The following is a 15119-nucleotide window of genomic DNA, read 5'->3' as shown; positions in this document are numbered from 1 at the left end:
AAGCGATGTATTGGACACGCTCTCATAAGGCTACAACAGACAACGAGGCAGCCTCCCCTCTCCATCAGAGGGCAGTCCAACATCACTGCATGGAGACTTTCAAGAGCGCCCGATTTATTTCGGCAATTTACGGAATATTCTGTAACCTGATAATTTCGCAAGCAACCCGAATATTCGGTAATCGAATCCCTCCGCCAGCGAGCCGTTTTCCGTCCTGTTTCGCCGACTCAGCGCCCGGTCCGCTGCTATGATGGTTCAAGCTATTCAGCCCATCAACCTGACCACGGTTTCCGCACCTCTTTCGCTTCTGCGTTGGGTCGTCCTCGGCCTATGCATGACTGTGTTAAGCGTCTCGCGGCTCGAACCGCCTGATGACTCGCATTAATGCGCTACTAGGGCATATCGTGACGGAAGTCTATTCGCATTCCTATCCCTCTTTAGAAAATGACCTCCCCGCTGTCAATCGTTCACATACTGAATCGACGCTCATTGTCGTCTTAGGCATGCACCGAGGCGGAACTAGCGCCATTACTCGGGCCATGGAGACAATAGGCGCCGATTTCGGCACCAACCTTGGGAGTCCTGTCGCAGGAGAAAACGACAAGGGCTTTTTCGAAGATCTCGATATTCACCGCATCAACGCCGAACTGCTGCACGCTGCCGGCGCGAGTTGGGACTCATTGGCCCCCATCGATCTCGATCGGATCGCACCCGCAATGCTCGATGTCTTTCGCGAGCGCGCGACTTCGGTGCTGCGCGAGAAGTGTCGAACGGGAATCTTCGCGCTCAAGGACCCTCGCCTGTCGCGATTGCTGCCGTTCTGGATGCCGGTGTTCGAGCGCACCGGGATACGCATTGCCTACGTCATTGCAATCAGAAATCCGCTCAGCGTGGCCCGTTCGCTGAAACGTCGGGACCGCTTCAGCATTGAGAAATCGTGCCGCTTGTGGCTCGCTCACATGGTGCCCGCGATTCGCGCAACAGACGGGCAACGGCGGGTACTCGTCGACTACGATACGCTTATCGATGCGCCGATCGCGGAGCTCACGCGTGTCTCGACGTGCCTGGGACTTGCGTTGAACGCTCAGCGAGTCGCCGTCTACGCGCAAGAGTTCCTCGATAATCGCCTTCGGCATTGGCAATTTACCCCTGAGGAGTTCGACGCCGCGCACGCCGCGCCGCAACTGGCACAGCGCCTGTTCCAGGCACTGCGCGCCATGCTTTCACACAAGGAAGAAGAGTCCAGATCCGCGCTCGTCCTGGCGCTCAGAGACGCCGAGCATTACGCCTTGTCTCAACAGGAACCGACGCGAACGCCCGCGGCGGTTCAGTCGATCTCGAGAATGGTCTCGGCTGCGGTGCGAGCCCTGCGCGCGGTTCGCTTGTCCTAGCCGAAATTTGACGAGTCACGCATTCGCCATGCCCTCTTTAGCGCACGATTCTCGCGGCCCCATCAACGTCCGGAAAACGTTGTTTTCATTCGTTGTCGACCGGCACCCCAAGTTCGCCTCCATGGGGTATCAGTTGGCGCTGTCTCTGCGTCGGCATAGCTGCGACGACCCGGCCGATATTCACGTCCAGTTTACGGAGAGCGTGCCGGATGAAGCCAGGCGTATCTTCGAAGAGCTGGGCTGCACGACGCACCAGATCAAGCCGTTCGGCGACGGTCGTTACTGCAATAAGCTGGCGCAGCTGGGCAATCTGAAAGACCTCGACTTTTCGATTGTTGTCCTGCTCGATACCGACATGATCGCTCTTGATGATCTACGCCCTCATCTCAGCAACGCGGAGCTGACGGCCAAGGTCGTCGACGGTCCGAACCCGCCGCTGTCCGTATTGCGACAGGTCGCCCGCCTTGCTGGAATGCGCGAGGAACCGCAGCTGATTGAAGTCGATGCTTCGAGCGGATTGGGGCTCGTGGCGAGTAGCGATGGAGGCAAGCGCGCCGCTCACGAGTCTTCGGACAAACAGGCTGGCCACGCGTCCAGGCCGGCGATGATTCATCTGTTGCGAAAGCCGCTAATAGCGCTGCGAGAACTGGTGGGGTCCACCAGGAAGCATGCCGAGCAGGATCTGACGTTCGTGGGGAATTGCAACGGTGGTATGTACGGCATCCCCAAACATCTGGTCGAGCAAGTGGACACGGCTTGGCGATATTGGGCGCTCTGGCTGTTGCAGAACATCGAACCGCTAAAAAGAGCCCGCAAGCAAACGCACGTCGACCAGGTGGCGATGTGGCTGGCTATTCACGTCGGGCAGATTCCGTTCCGACACGCACCTTCGAACGCCAACTACTACTTGCATTTTGCAGGACGGCACAGGTGGTTCGATGAACGCACCGGTATCGCGCTGCTTCACTACCATGACTCGGCGGTGGATACGACGACGGGACGCCTCAAGGCACCGCCGGGAGCATCCGCCATGGAGCAAGCCGCCATATCGGCAGCCAACGCTCAGATAGATCGGTCGGGACGGTCTGCTGCGTGGGTTTAAGCGACGTTCGAACGCCTCGTCATGCATGGAGCTGCCGAGTCCACGTCCGTTAAAACCATTCCGCACACACAGTCAAGGCACATAACCGGCGATCGGTTCTTGAGGTCCCCAGTGCCTTTCGCCGTCCAGATCGAGCGACAACGTTCCGACCGACGCGCCATCCCGTTCAACGACGTACACTTCTGTCTGAGCCGCCTGCCACGCGGATGAATATGTCTGCCATCGATCATTCCTTTTGATCGCTACGTGAGAGCGAATGTTAGCAACGTGCCGTTGCGTTGATACAGCCAGTTTTCAGGCTGTCAGAGATCGCGGATACGCGGTTGAAAGTCAAGCTTGTGGCAGAGCGCCGCTCAAGACAATCAGCATATCTGATGCGTGATACGCTAAGCCATTCGATTTTCTAGAGATGCCTGCGACAGGCGATGAATGATAGTTTCGACGGCCTGTTCAGCCGAAACGCTAGCGGTGTCGACCACAAGATGCTCTGATTCCCATGCATCATATTGACGTTCAAGCACGCTCTGCCATGTCGGCAGTTCATGGCCGGTGATATCGGCCCTTCGTCCCTCGACTCTAAGACGGTGTGCCGTCGTATCGGAACAAATCAACTCAATTTCGAAGAAGCCCACGGCGGCTTCAAGTGCCACATTTCTCCAGGCGCTACGCGTCACGTGCAACGAATTGACGGAGTCCGCAATGACGGTCAACCCAAGGCGCAAATTATCCTTCGCAACGCCGTAGCCTGCCAGATATCCGGCAGGTCCAATTTGGGTCGCGCTGCTCCCGGACGCGATAAATGCCTGTTCCAATGTATCGATACGCAGATAAACTGCGGCGAGCTTGCGAGCCAGTGTTTGCGCTATCGTTGTTTTCCCGGTGCCCGGCAGTCCGGCTAAGGCAATCAACATTTTCGACGCTCCCTGCTTATCGAATTTGGTCCGATTGTCGCGGATTTCTGCCGTGAACTCCAGTGGCCGGAGTTGACCGGGCTCAGAGTTGATGAGCGATTCAGTTCGACCGAGGCTGTGTGAAAACGCAAAAGTACTCGGTTTTCGGGTGTCGCGTTACCCTTCCCGAGTTGCTACCAAGCCAATACAGCGCCATCTAAAGAGTCGATTTTTTAGAAGGCCCTTTCCAACACGCGTTTTCACACAGCCTCGGCCGACTAGGGAAGTACATGACGCAGGGAAGCTTCCTCAGATTCGAGCAAAATTGGGCCAAAGCCGTCACTCTACGGTCTTGTTCAGAGCGGCATCGCAGGGAGTCGGTCGGTAAGGAAGTCGCGAAATGTACTTGCTCAATACGGCATCGTCCGGGAACACGCTTTGCTCGGTCAGGGGCTTTACGACATGCCAGACAATCGAGCCCTTGCGACGGGTCATCGTTGCGATGCCAACAGCGCCGTTCCACGCGCTGCGGAACCGCACGGTCGCAGTATCGCCTGAGACAGCGCCATATATTGAAGGACCGCCACCGTCCAGGTCTCCTTCGTCTACCTTGTTCTGTACATAACCTGTGGCGACGTGATATCCGCAAACACGATTCCCGCTTTCGGTCAGATTGATCAGCGTGAACGAGTCTCCCTCTCCACGGCGGCACCGGTCGGCAAACACACCTGTCGTCCCATTACACGAGTACTTGAATATCCAGTTTCCGTCGAACGCACCCGATGCCTCAGCAGGGCGCGTAGTACCCAAAGCGATAAACAGTACGGAGCTAAGGAAAACAAATGTTTGAAATATGCGGTTCTCGTGCATCTAGGTGAACAGAACGGAGAAAGGCCCCAATTGTCACCAATCTGGCAGGTTAAGTCCACCGGCCGTTCCTGGCAGAACTGCCGCCTCATGCGTTTTGGCTAAGCTCGACCCGTTGCGGACTATCGAGGCAACCGAAAGCAGCCATCCGCACACGATGCAAAACTCAAATCGTCAGGCCGTCGCAGACCCTGGCAAAGTGGGCCTACGTTTCACACCGTTGAGGAGAAGTAGCGCCACGCCAAGCGTAATTCCAACATCTGCAACGTTGAACACACCCGTTCGCAAGTGCCCGATGCCCATGTTCAGGAAATCGAAAACCCGGCCATCATAGACACAGCGATCGAGCAGATTGCTAATTCCGCCGCCCAGAATGCAAGCTATCGCAGCGACTTCGACACCACCGAGCTTTGGCGACCGCACCAGCCATGCGAGCAAGCTAACAAGAAGCACAAGAACGCCGTATATGAAAACGATATTGCGAGTCGCGTCAGACATGTCAGCCCCAAAGCCGAGGAACGCGCCGTGGTTATAGGTGGGAAGAACCAGAAGGCTTCCGGCCAAAAGCGATACGACCTCGCCAGGCGTCAATAGATGCTTGAATAATGCCTTTGTCAGCTGGTCGATGATTATCCAGACAACCGCGCCAAGCAGCGCAGTGGCAAGTCTCTTTTTCGTTGTCATCTGAGAAATGGTCTGTAGACGGCCAGGATCACATTTTAGCCGTGTCACGCGAGATTGTGGACGATCGCCCCGGGGTGTCGAACGTCCCTTCCTGCCCGATATTTGACGATGCCGTAGCGGCAACCGTTCTGTTTGCGAAGTCTTGCCTTTGACGGTCTGATTTCGTTAAAAAATAAAACGTTGCTGCAATCGCAACGCACCCGATGCCCAAATAAATCTGGAACGTCTTCAGCATCATCGCGTGCGCAACAGGGTTCCATGGCCAGCAAGGACCTTCAAGACGACGTCCTTTTCAGTAGGCAGCATACGACCAGTCATCGACCGTCATGGGACTCAGGCAAGAGCCCCACGCAATGGATAGCCGTGACGTCAGATATCGCACGACCGCGCGATGTGCAAACACCGTTCAAAACTACTGAGAAGGGGTATTCCCGTGAACAAGATAAGCAGCCTCATCGCCGCACTTCTCGCCGCCAGCGTCAGCTTCAACGCATCCGCCGCGCCTATTTCCGCAGACACCGCTATGGCACCTGCCTCGACTGCGGCGGATGGTTTCCGTCATCACCCTGACAATACCAATCCCACGGTGATCTTTGTCCATGGGGCTTTCGCCGACTCATCCAGTTGGAACGTGGAGATCAGTGTGCTACGCAGTGCCGGGTATCGCGTCATTGCCTATGCGAATCCACTCCGCGGCATTACCAATGACGCCGCTGGCCTGGACGCGCTGGTCAAGTCCGTCGACGGCCCCGTGGTGCTGGTGGGTCACTCCTACGCGGGCATGGTGGTCAGCCAGGTCGCCGCCCTGGAGCCGTCGGTGAAAGCGATCGTATACGTTGCCGCGCTGATCCCCGTGGTGGGCGAGAGCACTAATGACCTGGTCACGAAGTTTCCGGGATCCGAACTTGTCTCCGCGAACCTGCATTCCGTCGCTGCCGCTGGCGGGCAGACCGACGTGTACATCAACCAGGACAAATACGGCACCGTCTATGCCGGTGGACTCAGCCAGCCCGAGATAAGCGTCGCTGCGGCTGGCGAACGCCCACTTGCCGCGGCGGCCTTCGCGGAAGCGGCCACGCTAGCGGCGCCTGCGTCTGTTCCCAAATGGGAAATCGTCGCGACTCAGGACCATGCAATTCCTACTCAGGTGCAGGAATTCATGGCAAACCGGGCCGGCGCCAAGATTGTCAGAACGAAGTCGGGTCATGATGTTCCGGCGGCCCAGCCCTTCGTGGTGGCCGAGGTGGTCGAGCAGGCTATTGCCGCGGCCGGCAAGTAAATCCGACTTTGACATAGCGGCGGTCGTTGGCGCGAATTCCCTGGGACGCCGCCGTTACTGTCACGTTGTTGGGCGAGGTTCAAAGCAGCGTACACACGAGGTGGGTCGTGGCGATGCCGTCCGGATAACCAATGTCCACGCCTTGATGATATCCAGAGCCTCGCTGAGCGAGCATGGATTAACTTGATGTTGCTGAGGGGCCGACTTCGCCTTGCCGGATACTGAGCCCGATCAAGGCATCATAGAGTTCTTGCTGCCCAGCTGGCAGAACAGGGAGCAACGTCGCACGGCGCTTGTCGACATCGAACCAGGATTCAACCAACCATCCCACCAGATAAAGCGCCGAAAGGCATCCGCCAGCGGTTGCAACGTTCCCTTGCCATACAAGAGGCTGGTCCACGGGCTCAAGTCCCAGAGCTTGCAAGCTCGACCGTGCGTCCGGATGTGTCGTTGCCTGGCCGCTGAGCAGCCCAAGCCGTGCGAGAATGAACGCGCCGGCGCATATGGAGCCGATTCGCTGGCGTCTGGGGTCGAGTTCAAACGACGGCAGGAAATCTGGGGCGGCAAGTGCAGCGGGTATCCCTTCCTTGCCGCTGACGAACAATACCGCGTCGGCACTATTGGCCTCGGAAAGCGGACCGTGCACCGAAACAGGTAGGCCGTGTGCCGATCGCACGATAGAGCTGGAACCCACTATTCGGACGTGCCAGTCCTCAGTATTGCGGCCTAAAATGTCCCACATCAGGAACAGGTCGATATCAGTGAATTGGTCGAAAGCAACCAGAACGATTTTCTTCAAGGCGAGCTCCATGAAAAGTGCTGGCGTGCAAAACGCAATGGCCATCTTTGCTGGTGTTCGCAGCGTATCAATCGGTTGCGCACCATACACAGTCTGTATGGCGCTAAATATGGAGTGAAATAACTGGTGAGAAAACTAACTCGTGACCATTGGATCGCGGCTGGTTTTGAAGCCCTCGACCAAATAGGGCATATTGGCGTTTCGGCCGAGAGTCTATCGCGCCGATTGAATGTGACCCGCGGATCGTTCTATCACCATTTCCGCAGTCGCGAAGACTTTGTCCGCACCTTGCTGGCCGCCTGGGAAGAAGACTACACGGAGCGCATGCTCGCTTATGCGGCGCAGGGTCACAGCGCGGGCGAAACCTTGAAACGCTATTTGAGTATTGCCGCTGAGAAACAACCAGGGCGAGAAGTTTCCATCCGAGCCTGGTCGCTGCACGATCCGTTAGTAGGCGAGTTTCAGCAGCGCGTTGACACAAAACGACTGGACTTCGCGATACGGACGTGCCGCCGCTTGGTCCCTATGCCAGGCGAAGCTGAAGTGATTGGTTAGGTGGCCCATCTGTGCCTGATTGGTGGTCAACAGGCAGGGCTGCGGCGTGATGCCGCTCGCTTCAACAGCTTCCTACATCGAGCTTTTTCACTTTTCGAAGGGGCTCTTCCACCGTGGCGAGCCTAAGTCATGAGCTAACATCGAGCATTTTTTTAAAGCACGCAAAAAATCCAACCTCAGCGGCAGCTAAATTCTCGGCAGCACTCAATTCCTTCACCGAATGGCTGCTTGAACGCCATTCCCTTCAAGTTAAGCCGCCTGGCTAACGCGATCTACAAATCTCCAGTTCTAGTGCACGCCATTGGTTTCCTAGGGCTAGCGTCCATGCCACTGGCCTACGGTTGAACGCCGCTTGTCGCGACCGACCGCCGTCGCCCCACTAAGGCCTCTCGGTTGTGCGAACCGTCGCGTCAGCAGATGACGTCGCGCGCGATGATCTCGACCAATTCAAAATGCAGCGTTACCAGTTCGAAACGGTCATGCAGGTCCTCGTGTGGCATGCATCGAATATGAACCTCCCGGAACTCCTCAGCGCTGGAGAATGTTTCACCACGCCAGACCTCGTCCGGGATGTTCCCAAACTTGATCGTGTCTACCTTCGTGGCTTTGATGATGCAGCGAAGCCTCTGCTTTAAATCGTAGACCTCGATGATATCGCCCGGTGCATAACTGCCGTCGCCATATTCGCCGGACTGTTTGTAATACTCTGCGACCGTATCGGCAGTGACAGTTTTTCGACCATCCATGACCGCACGCGGCAAACTGTCATCGTCTTCGTCCGCGCCCCAAAAGGTCAATCGTTTTCGTCTGTTCATGCGCATCCGTTCGCGTTGCATTTCATCGTGAGTTACCCGGGTTTCATTGTCGACGATTTGGGTGATCGCATCGACCGTCTCTTGTTGACCGATTTTCACTTCATGCAAATAGCATCGAAGCCTTGACCTTGCAAGGCTGCGACTGATCTCCAGTCTTTCATGAAAAAAATCTTCTAAAGTTTTCCGCCATGCCGCCGACATTTCATTACGGGAAGAAGATGCACAGGCCAATAACATTACAAATAGCCTTCCATGAAAGACGAAAAACTGATTTGCTTCTACGTTTCCACGGGGACTTAATGAACAGGTTTGGAATGATTTGCCTTGGTGCAGCGCTGGTCGGCGCGCTAAGCGGTTGTGCGGGTACGAACTTTGTACGTCCGGATGATATGGCCTTGCAAAATGGCAAAACCACCATCGCTGAGGCACGGACAACCTACGGCAGCCCGTTTCGCGAGAGCAAGGTCACCAAGAACGATGAGGATATAACGCTGTTGTCTTATGCGTATGCATCGACAGGCGGCACACCACTTGAAGCCGGCGTGATACCGGCTCGCTCTTTGGAACTTGCCTTCTGGAAGGACAGGCTGGTGTCTAACGTCTTTATCTCTTCGTTCAAGGACGATGCCAGTACCTTCGACGAATCGACGCGCAGTGCAATCGTCAAAGGCAAGACGACACGCGAAGAAGTTGTCAAGTTACTGGGCAGGCCTGCCGGCTATGCTATCTACCCGGTCACCAAGGAAAAGAATGAACAGGCATTGGTGTACTCATACCACACGACTAGTGGCTCAGCCTTTAATTTGAAGTTCTCGAAGCGGGATCTGACCGTAACAGTCGATCCGAATGGAATCGTCACTGATGTGAGTTATGTTTCTTCTGGTATGCAATAGCAGCGAAATTTGCCAGAACGGTAGCGACCATAGAAACCCGGCCTGAGTGCCGGGTTTGTCTTTTTACGACGTCGCAACAGTTCGTGGCGCTGTCGCCCGATTACGGCAATGAGTCGGCGATCTTGCGCTGAGATTGCTAGCGCTAACCTAACACCCGGCGAGCGGACATTGGTGGCGCGGCCACGACCAGCCGCTTCTGGCCGCCGGCCGCCACCCCATGCAATCGGCATGAATCGTTGCTCGCGCGACGAGATGCATGAATCGCCGCTGCTTTAGTTTCCCGACTAGAATCACTGGCCGGCAATGGCCCCGTCGCGGGTTCCTGCAATACAGTCCGCATTTTGACGCTTCACTCTCCACTCAAAGGAAATTCGATGCTGAGCGATTCGCGTGATTTGGATTTGGGAAATGTCGATGAGTACATGCAAGCCTTAATACGTGACTGGCATGCGCCGGGAGTCGGCGTGAGCGTTGTCAGAAACGATCAGATCGTGCTGACGCGCGGCTACGGTTATCGCGACGCCGCAAACTTACTTTCGTTTACGCCCTCGACGCTCTTTCCTATCGCGTCCAACACCAAACTGTTCACTGCCATCGCCGCAGGTTTGCTGGTCGAACGTGGCCTGCTGAGTTTCGATGAGCCGATTCGCAATGCAGTACCCAGTCTGCGGTTTTACGACCCATCGCTCGATGCCGCGGTGACGTTGCGCGACATGCTCGGACACAGAACGGGTGTGCCGCGCTACGACATGATCTGGGACGACTCGGATTATTCGACAAAAGAGCTGTTCGAGCGTATCCGCTTCATGAAGCCGGTGGCGCCACTCCGTTCGCGGATGATCTACAACAACATGATGTACGAAGCGGTTGGCCATATTATCGAGTTGATGAGCGGCAAGCCGTGGGATCAATTCGTGCGCGACGAGATTTTGGCACCGCTTGGCATGCAACGAACCCTGTTCACGTATGGTGATGCCAAGGCCAAAGGTGACTACGCATTACCCTTCTCCGAACGACGCGATAGCGACGAATTCTGGCAACCGCCTGCACCCAAGGACGACGAGAGAAGCCCCGCAGGCAGCATCGTCACGAGTCTGGAGGACATCGCGCGCTGGTCGATCATGCTGATGAACGACGGTGTGATCGACGGCAAGCAGCTGATTCCCGCGAGCGTTCTGAAAGCGACGCTCGTTCCCGGCTTGGCATGGCCAAACGGCATGAGCGACCTGCTCGGTTTCGACACCGAATTGAACAGTATTTACGGCATGGGACGCATGACGTCGGTGTTTCGCGGCCATCTGTTGGCGAGTCACGGCGGCAATCTGCGCGCATTTCATTCGCAGGTTTCCTATCTGCCGAACGAAAAGATCGGCGTATCGGTGTTCGTGATCGGCGACCATTGCGCACCGCTGTGCAACGCGATTGGCTTCGACATCTATAGTCGCGCGCTTGGCCTGGAGGCGACCGACTGGACGGCGCGATTCCGCGACCTTTGCTTAAAGGCCAAGGCCACGATGCGCGAGGCGCGAGAACGCTCCGGGTCGCGAGCGGTTCCGAATACGCGCCCGTCGCACGATCTCGCCGACTACGTTGGCTCGTACGAGCATCCGGCGTACGGCAAAATGAATATCACCATGGACGGCACGCAGCTTCTGTTCGGTTTCCGACATACCGACCTGCCTCTGATCCATTTCCATTACGACCGCTTCGACACCCCTGACGACGAAGCAAAAGGTGCATGGTCGGTTTCGTTCCTGACGAGCACGCTCGGCGACATCGACCGTGCGGTAATACAGCTTGACCAGATCGAAGCGGTGTTTGTCCGTCTGGCTATACGCCCTGAAGCAAACGTGCTCGCAAAGCTGGTCGGGACATACGAGACGCCTCTCGGCACGAAGATCGGCGTCAGACTGAATCGGGACGGCGATATCGTGCTCTCCGCCCCGGGCGATCCTGCCGAGGTTCTCAAGCCGCTCAAAGGCCTGCAATTTCGTAGCGACGATTTTCCTGACGTCACGTTCGAATTCGTCTTCCATGAGGAGCGCGTAACGGCGCTGCGTCACTGGGACGCACACGTGGAGATCGTGTGGCCTCGCATTGGCGACGCCGTCCCCGCGGACACGCTCGAGGACAACGCGTTACTCAGGAGTTAGCGTGTCTTGCCGGGCGACGGGAACGGTGTGGCTGAAAGAGCCCAGCACGCCGCGTGGAAATTGACGACAACGTATTCCGGGTGCGTGGCCTGAATCGATAGAATTCCACGAACTGTGGGCCGCCAAAAATCATATCCAACCGATATCGAAGACCAGATGCAATCCACGCCGAACGTACTTCCCTTAAAAAATACCCCAGATGAGATGGCGTGCAGTCTCGCAATGGGTCATCTTCTAATAAACCTTCAGCCGCGATTGAAGGGCAATCGCCGTGTCCACGCCGAAACCTATATTTCGGCGGTCGGGGCAATTGCGGGCTACGCTGCGCAGCGCACGCTATTCGCCGAGACGCCACCGGTTGTCGGGCGCAACATCCATTGCGTAGGCGCGAAGTCTGGGCAACAGTACGGGTATGGCGATGCACTGAACAACATGCTCCTACCCAAAACTGAAGCCGACGGGAATCGCTGTATTGGGTCATTGGCGGCTGGCGGCTGGCGGCGCACTGGGCGCGGGCTTGCAACCTCGGAAAATGCCCAGTCTGGATGCGATGTTTAAGCACGTCACATCGACAATTGGCGGAGCAAATGAAGGTAGATCTTCAGTTCCGGCCCAACATCAAGCTCACCTTGCGGCACGCGACCTGCTGAAAATAGTGTGGCAAGTGTTGGCCCCCAATATCGCGCTGACGTTGTTTATGGAGTCCGCAATATCTTGCAGCAAACTTGACCAATCGAGTATCGAGTAGCTCCGTCGACAGTCCCTTTCTGGCCGAACCGAGACGAACAACGGCCCTCCCGTTTCGACCCTGAGGTGATGTTCGCTCTTCCCGGAAACGGCCGCTCCCGGGCCGAACATGCGCCACCCGCACAGTGCGTGCGAAACAACGGGATGACTTCAATCCTCGAGCGGAGTAGGGCGAACTACTCCCAAATCGTAACGATGCACCTGTCCGAATAGCTCGACTTCCTTGCCATCGACGACGATCCCCGAACCATCCGGGCAAGCATAGAGTTCCGGGATCGTACAGGACAACTTCGACTGCTCCTGAGTCACACATTCGGCATTGAAGTGCGGCCAGAAGTTGAAATCAACAAGGCCGAGTCCTGCTTCATTCGTCAACGGTTCGTCCCGAACGTCGCCACACAGCAATGCGGAATTCACACTCGGCGTCATCAAGATAGCGCCCGCGCTTACACCGATCAGCACCCCTCCTTCGGAAACGTACCGAGCCAGAAGCGGCAGTACGCTTTGTCGCTGCAACCAGGATAAGAATGAAAACGTATTCCCGCCAGAGAGGTGGATCGCGTCGCATGTCAGCAGAGACGACCAATCCGCTTCCGATGTGTCTTGAGTCGGGTCTACGTACACGGCCAAATTCGCGCCAATCCCGGCGTAGTACTCGGCTTTGCGCCGAAAATAGATGCGCTCGGGATCGCTTGTCGCGGGAATATAACCAATCCTCGGCTGCGCTCGCCCGATCAGCCGTAGAAGACGCGCATCCATTTCTTCATTGGCAGGCATCTCCTGGTCACTATATAACGCCAGTTTTCGATAGAAGGCCATGTTGCTTTTAAATTCGCCCTGGTTGGATGTCTCTGCTGGTTATGTGGCACACCTCGTAACCACGAATTATCGTCATTTCAGAACCTTTGGTCGACCGTCCGAAACTGGCCGAACCAACACGGACTCGAGACCGTCCGCCACTCCGCCCGAGCACTCGGAAGGTTTAACGCATCTGTGCCAGGAGAGAATCTCCGACAAAAGCCCCCAAAGATCCCTACCGGCAAAGGCAAACAAATCAATCCAACAGCACCGCCCTCAGACCAACACCCCGCCGCCGTCCACCACGACCGTCTGCCCAGTCGCATAACGGTTGGTCATCAGATAAACATAAGCGCCCGCCAGATCGTCGGCCTCGCCGACATACCCCACCGGCAACGCTTCCCCACTGGCAGCAAATAGCGCCTCACGGTCGGCATCGGGCAAATTGGCCCACAGCGGCGTGCGTACCAGCCCCGGGCTCACCAGATTGACGCGAACCGGCGCCAACTCCACCGCCAGGGCCCGCACGAGGCCTTCCATGGCGCTACAGGCACTGGCAAGCGCCACCCAACCCCGCTGCGGCCGCAGGCTGGCGACACCGCCCGTCAGTACCACGGAGCCGCCGGGACGCAGATACGGCGTGGCATGTTTTACGGCGGCAATGGCACCGAATACACGCACATCGAAAACCCGCCGCACCGTGTCGAGATCCATCCCGGCGAGCGGCCCGGTTTGCAGCGCATCGCCTGCGCTGTAGACCAGATGATCGAACGGCCCGAGTTGTTCGAACAAAGCGCGCACGTCGGACTGATCACTCAAATCGACCGCGTATCCGGAGGCCCGCTCGCCAAGCTCGCTCACGGCGTCGGCAACACGTTTAGCGCTCGACGAAACCACGATCACCGAGGCCCCCATGGCCAGCGCGGCACGAGCCGTGGCGAGGCCGATGCCCGAGGTGCCGCCCAACAGGACGACGCGTTGATTCCGAAGCTTCATGTCTGCCGTAGTCATTGAAAATTCCTTGCAAGCGAGTTGTGAGTGAAGCAAGGACGCCAGTATTATTCTTTAACTAAAGTTGATAAACCCGACTTATCTTCGAGCACCTCTTAACAGGACTTGCGAATGGATCGATTTAGCAGCATGACCATTTTTGCGCGCGTGGTCGAATGCGGCAGCTTTACCGCGGCGGCCGAAGGCAGCGGCATGACGCCGACCATGGTCGGCAACCACATCCGCGAGTTGGAGCGGCGCCTCAAAGGCCGGCTGCTGAATCGCACCACGCGGCGTCAGAGTCTGACCGAACTCGGCAAGCGCTATCACGCGCGGTGCCTCGAAATCCTGGCGCTGGTGGACTCCGCCGAACTGGACGCGCGCGAGATGCAGAGCAAACCGCGTGGCCGGCTGCGGGTGAGCTGTCCTGTGATCTACGGCACGCGTGTGCTCGTCCCGGCGCTTGCCGCTTACCTCGATCGCTATCCGGAGGTGCAGGTCGAGTTGTCGCTCAACGACCGCTTTGTCGATCTGGCGGAAGACGGCTTCGACGCCGCCATTCGCGCCGGCGTGCTGCCCGACTCGGGTTTGATTGCACGGCCGCTGGCCTGTTCGCCGCGCATTGCCTGCGCATCGCCGACCTATTTGGCGCGCCATGGGCATCCACAAGTGCCCGCCGATCTCGCCCAGCACAACTGCCTGGCCTTTATGGTCGCGACCGGTCCCGAACGCGAATGGAGTTTTCGACGCCCCGACGGCAAGGGCGTGGAGCAGATCCCGGTGCGAGGCCGCCTCGACGTGAATGGCGGTCTGGCGCTTCGCGAGGCCGCGCTCGCGGGATTGGGGATAATTTTCCAACCTCAGATGATGCTGCAGGAAGATCTGGACACGGGCCGGCTCGTTCGTCTGTTTCCCGACTGGCCTGCGCAAACCTGGCCTATCCATCTGGTGCATCTGCCCGACGCGCACCTGCCACCGAAGCTGGTGACGTTCATTGCCTTTCTCCAGGAATCTTTCGGGCACGGCAGCGCGCCGCGGAACCCGCTTATTGGAGAACCCCGGCCAGGATCGTCCCGGCGGCGCAGCAAGACTTCGTAGCTGCTAGCCACATCCTGCGTCTTAACGGGCATGATGCCGTTTTCCGACGCCACTTCAA

15 protein-coding genes are annotated in these 15119 nt (G+C 57.3%); 8 read left to right on the top strand and 7 right to left on the bottom strand.

Annotated features, from left to right (window positions below; genetic code table 11):
• Nucleotides 1-371: 371 nt before the first annotated feature.
• Nucleotides 372-1391 (top strand): sulfotransferase family protein, encoded by a 1020-nt coding sequence (locus tag FA94_RS08815; protein WP_156126601.1) that lies wholly within the window; start codon nt 372-374, stop codon nt 1389-1391.
• A gap of 28 nt (nt 1392-1419) precedes the next feature.
• The gene (locus FA94_RS08810; RefSeq protein WP_035549780.1) at nt 1420-2493 is read left to right on the top strand and encodes a hypothetical protein; all 1074 of its coding nucleotides are present in this window, start codon (nt 1420-1422) and stop codon (nt 2491-2493) included.
• Nucleotides 2494-2879: 386 nt separating this feature from the next.
• Here FA94_RS08810 and FA94_RS08805 read toward each other — a convergent pair whose 3' ends face one another.
• The 3 genes from FA94_RS08805 to lspA form a co-directional block, all read right to left on the bottom strand.
• Nucleotides 2880-3404: a P-loop nucleotide/nucleoside kinase family protein gene (locus tag FA94_RS08805; protein ID WP_035549777.1), complete on the bottom strand. Its 525-nt coding sequence runs from the start codon at nt 3402-3404 to the stop codon at nt 2880-2882.
• A gap of 318 nt (nt 3405-3722) precedes the next feature.
• Nucleotides 3723-4253 (bottom strand): hypothetical protein, encoded by a 531-nt coding sequence (locus tag FA94_RS38550; RefSeq protein ID WP_231584904.1) that lies wholly within the window; start codon nt 4251-4253, stop codon nt 3723-3725.
• A gap of 171 nt (nt 4254-4424) precedes the next feature.
• Nucleotides 4425-4934, bottom strand: coding sequence for a signal peptidase II (gene lspA / locus FA94_RS08800; protein ID WP_035549775.1), 510 nt, complete (start codon nt 4932-4934; stop codon nt 4425-4427).
• A 433-nt stretch (nt 4935-5367) separates the two neighbouring features.
• Between lspA and FA94_RS08790 the strand changes: the two genes are divergently transcribed.
• Nucleotides 5368-6213: an alpha/beta fold hydrolase gene (locus FA94_RS08790; RefSeq protein ID WP_051980490.1), complete on the top strand. Its 846-nt coding sequence runs from the start codon at nt 5368-5370 to the stop codon at nt 6211-6213.
• Nucleotides 6214-6391: 178 nt separating this feature from the next.
• Here FA94_RS08790 and FA94_RS08785 read toward each other — a convergent pair whose 3' ends face one another.
• The gene (locus tag FA94_RS08785) at nt 6392-7012 is read right to left on the bottom strand and encodes a DJ-1/PfpI family protein (protein ID WP_035561685.1); all 621 of its coding nucleotides are present in this window, start codon (nt 7010-7012) and stop codon (nt 6392-6394) included.
• A 126-nt stretch (nt 7013-7138) separates the two neighbouring features.
• On the opposite strand from FA94_RS08785, the gene FA94_RS08780 reads away from it, so the two are divergent.
• A complete protein-coding gene (locus FA94_RS08780; protein WP_353611438.1) occupies nt 7139-7567 on the top strand; it encodes a TetR/AcrR family transcriptional regulator in 429 nt (142 codons plus the stop codon).
• Between the two features lie 410 nt (nt 7568-7977).
• On the opposite strand, the gene FA94_RS08775 is transcribed toward FA94_RS08780, so the two are convergent.
• Complete coding sequence (locus FA94_RS08775; RefSeq protein WP_231585110.1) at nt 7978-8481, bottom strand: ASCH domain-containing protein; 504 nt, start codon at nt 8479-8481, stop codon at nt 7978-7980.
• 200 nt (nt 8482-8681) lie between these two features.
• Here FA94_RS08775 and FA94_RS08770 point away from each other — a divergent pair, with 200 nt between their 5' ends.
• The 3 genes from FA94_RS08770 to FA94_RS38545 all read left to right on the top strand — a co-directional run bounded on the left by FA94_RS08770 (nt 8682) and on the right by FA94_RS38545 (nt 11986).
• Nucleotides 8682-9275: a hypothetical protein gene (locus FA94_RS08770; protein WP_156126599.1), complete on the top strand. Its 594-nt coding sequence runs from the start codon at nt 8682-8684 to the stop codon at nt 9273-9275.
• Between the two features lie 374 nt (nt 9276-9649).
• Nucleotides 9650-11428, top strand: a complete 1779-nt coding sequence (locus FA94_RS08765; protein WP_035549767.1) for a serine hydrolase — start codon at nt 9650-9652, stop codon at nt 11426-11428.
• 156 nt (nt 11429-11584) lie between these two features.
• Nucleotides 11585-11986, top strand: coding sequence for a hypothetical protein (locus FA94_RS38545; protein WP_156126598.1), 402 nt, complete (start codon nt 11585-11587; stop codon nt 11984-11986).
• Between the two features lie 339 nt (nt 11987-12325).
• On the opposite strand, the gene FA94_RS08760 is transcribed toward FA94_RS38545, so the two are convergent.
• Both FA94_RS08760 and FA94_RS08755 read right to left on the bottom strand, forming a co-directional pair.
• The gene (locus tag FA94_RS08760) at nt 12326-12994 is read right to left on the bottom strand and encodes a Type 1 glutamine amidotransferase-like domain-containing protein (protein WP_051980489.1); all 669 of its coding nucleotides are present in this window, start codon (nt 12992-12994) and stop codon (nt 12326-12328) included.
• Between the two features lie 255 nt (nt 12995-13249).
• Nucleotides 13250-13984, bottom strand: a complete 735-nt coding sequence (locus FA94_RS08755; protein WP_231584902.1) for an SDR family oxidoreductase — start codon at nt 13982-13984, stop codon at nt 13250-13252.
• A gap of 111 nt (nt 13985-14095) precedes the next feature.
• Here FA94_RS08755 and FA94_RS08750 point away from each other — a divergent pair, with 111 nt between their 5' ends.
• Nucleotides 14096-15061, top strand: coding sequence for a LysR family transcriptional regulator (locus tag FA94_RS08750; RefSeq protein ID WP_081935827.1), 966 nt, complete (start codon nt 14096-14098; stop codon nt 15059-15061).
• The last annotated feature ends 58 nt before the right edge of the window (nt 15062-15119 follow it).

The sequence above is a fragment of the Burkholderia sp. 9120 genome, from assembly GCF_000745015.1.
In the GTDB taxonomy this organism is placed as follows: Bacteria; Pseudomonadota; Gammaproteobacteria; order Burkholderiales; family Burkholderiaceae; genus Paraburkholderia.
The sequence above is the reverse complement of the archived record's forward strand: the minus strand, read 5'-3'. Positions and strand labels throughout refer to the sequence as shown.

What these genes read in the sequence shown, in the direction of transcription:
- FA94_RS08750 (WP_081935827.1), top strand. Translation starts at nt 14,096, where the DNA reads ATGGATCGATTTAGCAGCATGACCATTTTTGCGCGCGTGGTCGAATGC.
- FA94_RS38545 (WP_156126598.1), top strand. Translation starts at nt 11,585, where the DNA reads ATGCAATCCACGCCGAACGTACTTCCCTTAAAAAATACCCCAGATGAG.
- FA94_RS08810 (WP_035549780.1), top strand. Translation starts at nt 1,420, where the DNA reads ATGCCCTCTTTAGCGCACGATTCTCGCGGCCCCATCAACGTCCGGAAA.
- FA94_RS38550 (WP_231584904.1), bottom strand. Translation starts at nt 4,253, where the DNA reads ATGCACGAGAACCGCATATTTCAAACATTTGTTTTCCTTAGCTCCGTA.
- lspA (WP_035549775.1), bottom strand. Translation starts at nt 4,934, where the DNA reads ATGACAACGAAAAAGAGACTTGCCACTGCGCTGCTTGGCGCGGTTGTC.
- FA94_RS08770 (WP_156126599.1), top strand. Translation starts at nt 8,682, where the DNA reads ATGAACAGGTTTGGAATGATTTGCCTTGGTGCAGCGCTGGTCGGCGCG.
- FA94_RS08805 (WP_035549777.1), bottom strand. Translation starts at nt 3,404, where the DNA reads ATGTTGATTGCCTTAGCCGGACTGCCGGGCACCGGGAAAACAACGATA.
- FA94_RS08760 (WP_051980489.1), bottom strand. Translation starts at nt 12,994, where the DNA reads ATGGCCTTCTATCGAAAACTGGCGTTATATAGTGACCAGGAGATGCCT.
- FA94_RS08755 (WP_231584902.1), bottom strand. Translation starts at nt 13,984, where the DNA reads ATGACTACGGCAGACATGAAGCTTCGGAATCAACGCGTCGTCCTGTTG.
- FA94_RS08815 (WP_156126601.1), top strand. Translation starts at nt 372, where the DNA reads ATGACTCGCATTAATGCGCTACTAGGGCATATCGTGACGGAAGTCTAT.
- FA94_RS08765 (WP_035549767.1), top strand. Translation starts at nt 9,650, where the DNA reads ATGCTGAGCGATTCGCGTGATTTGGATTTGGGAAATGTCGATGAGTAC.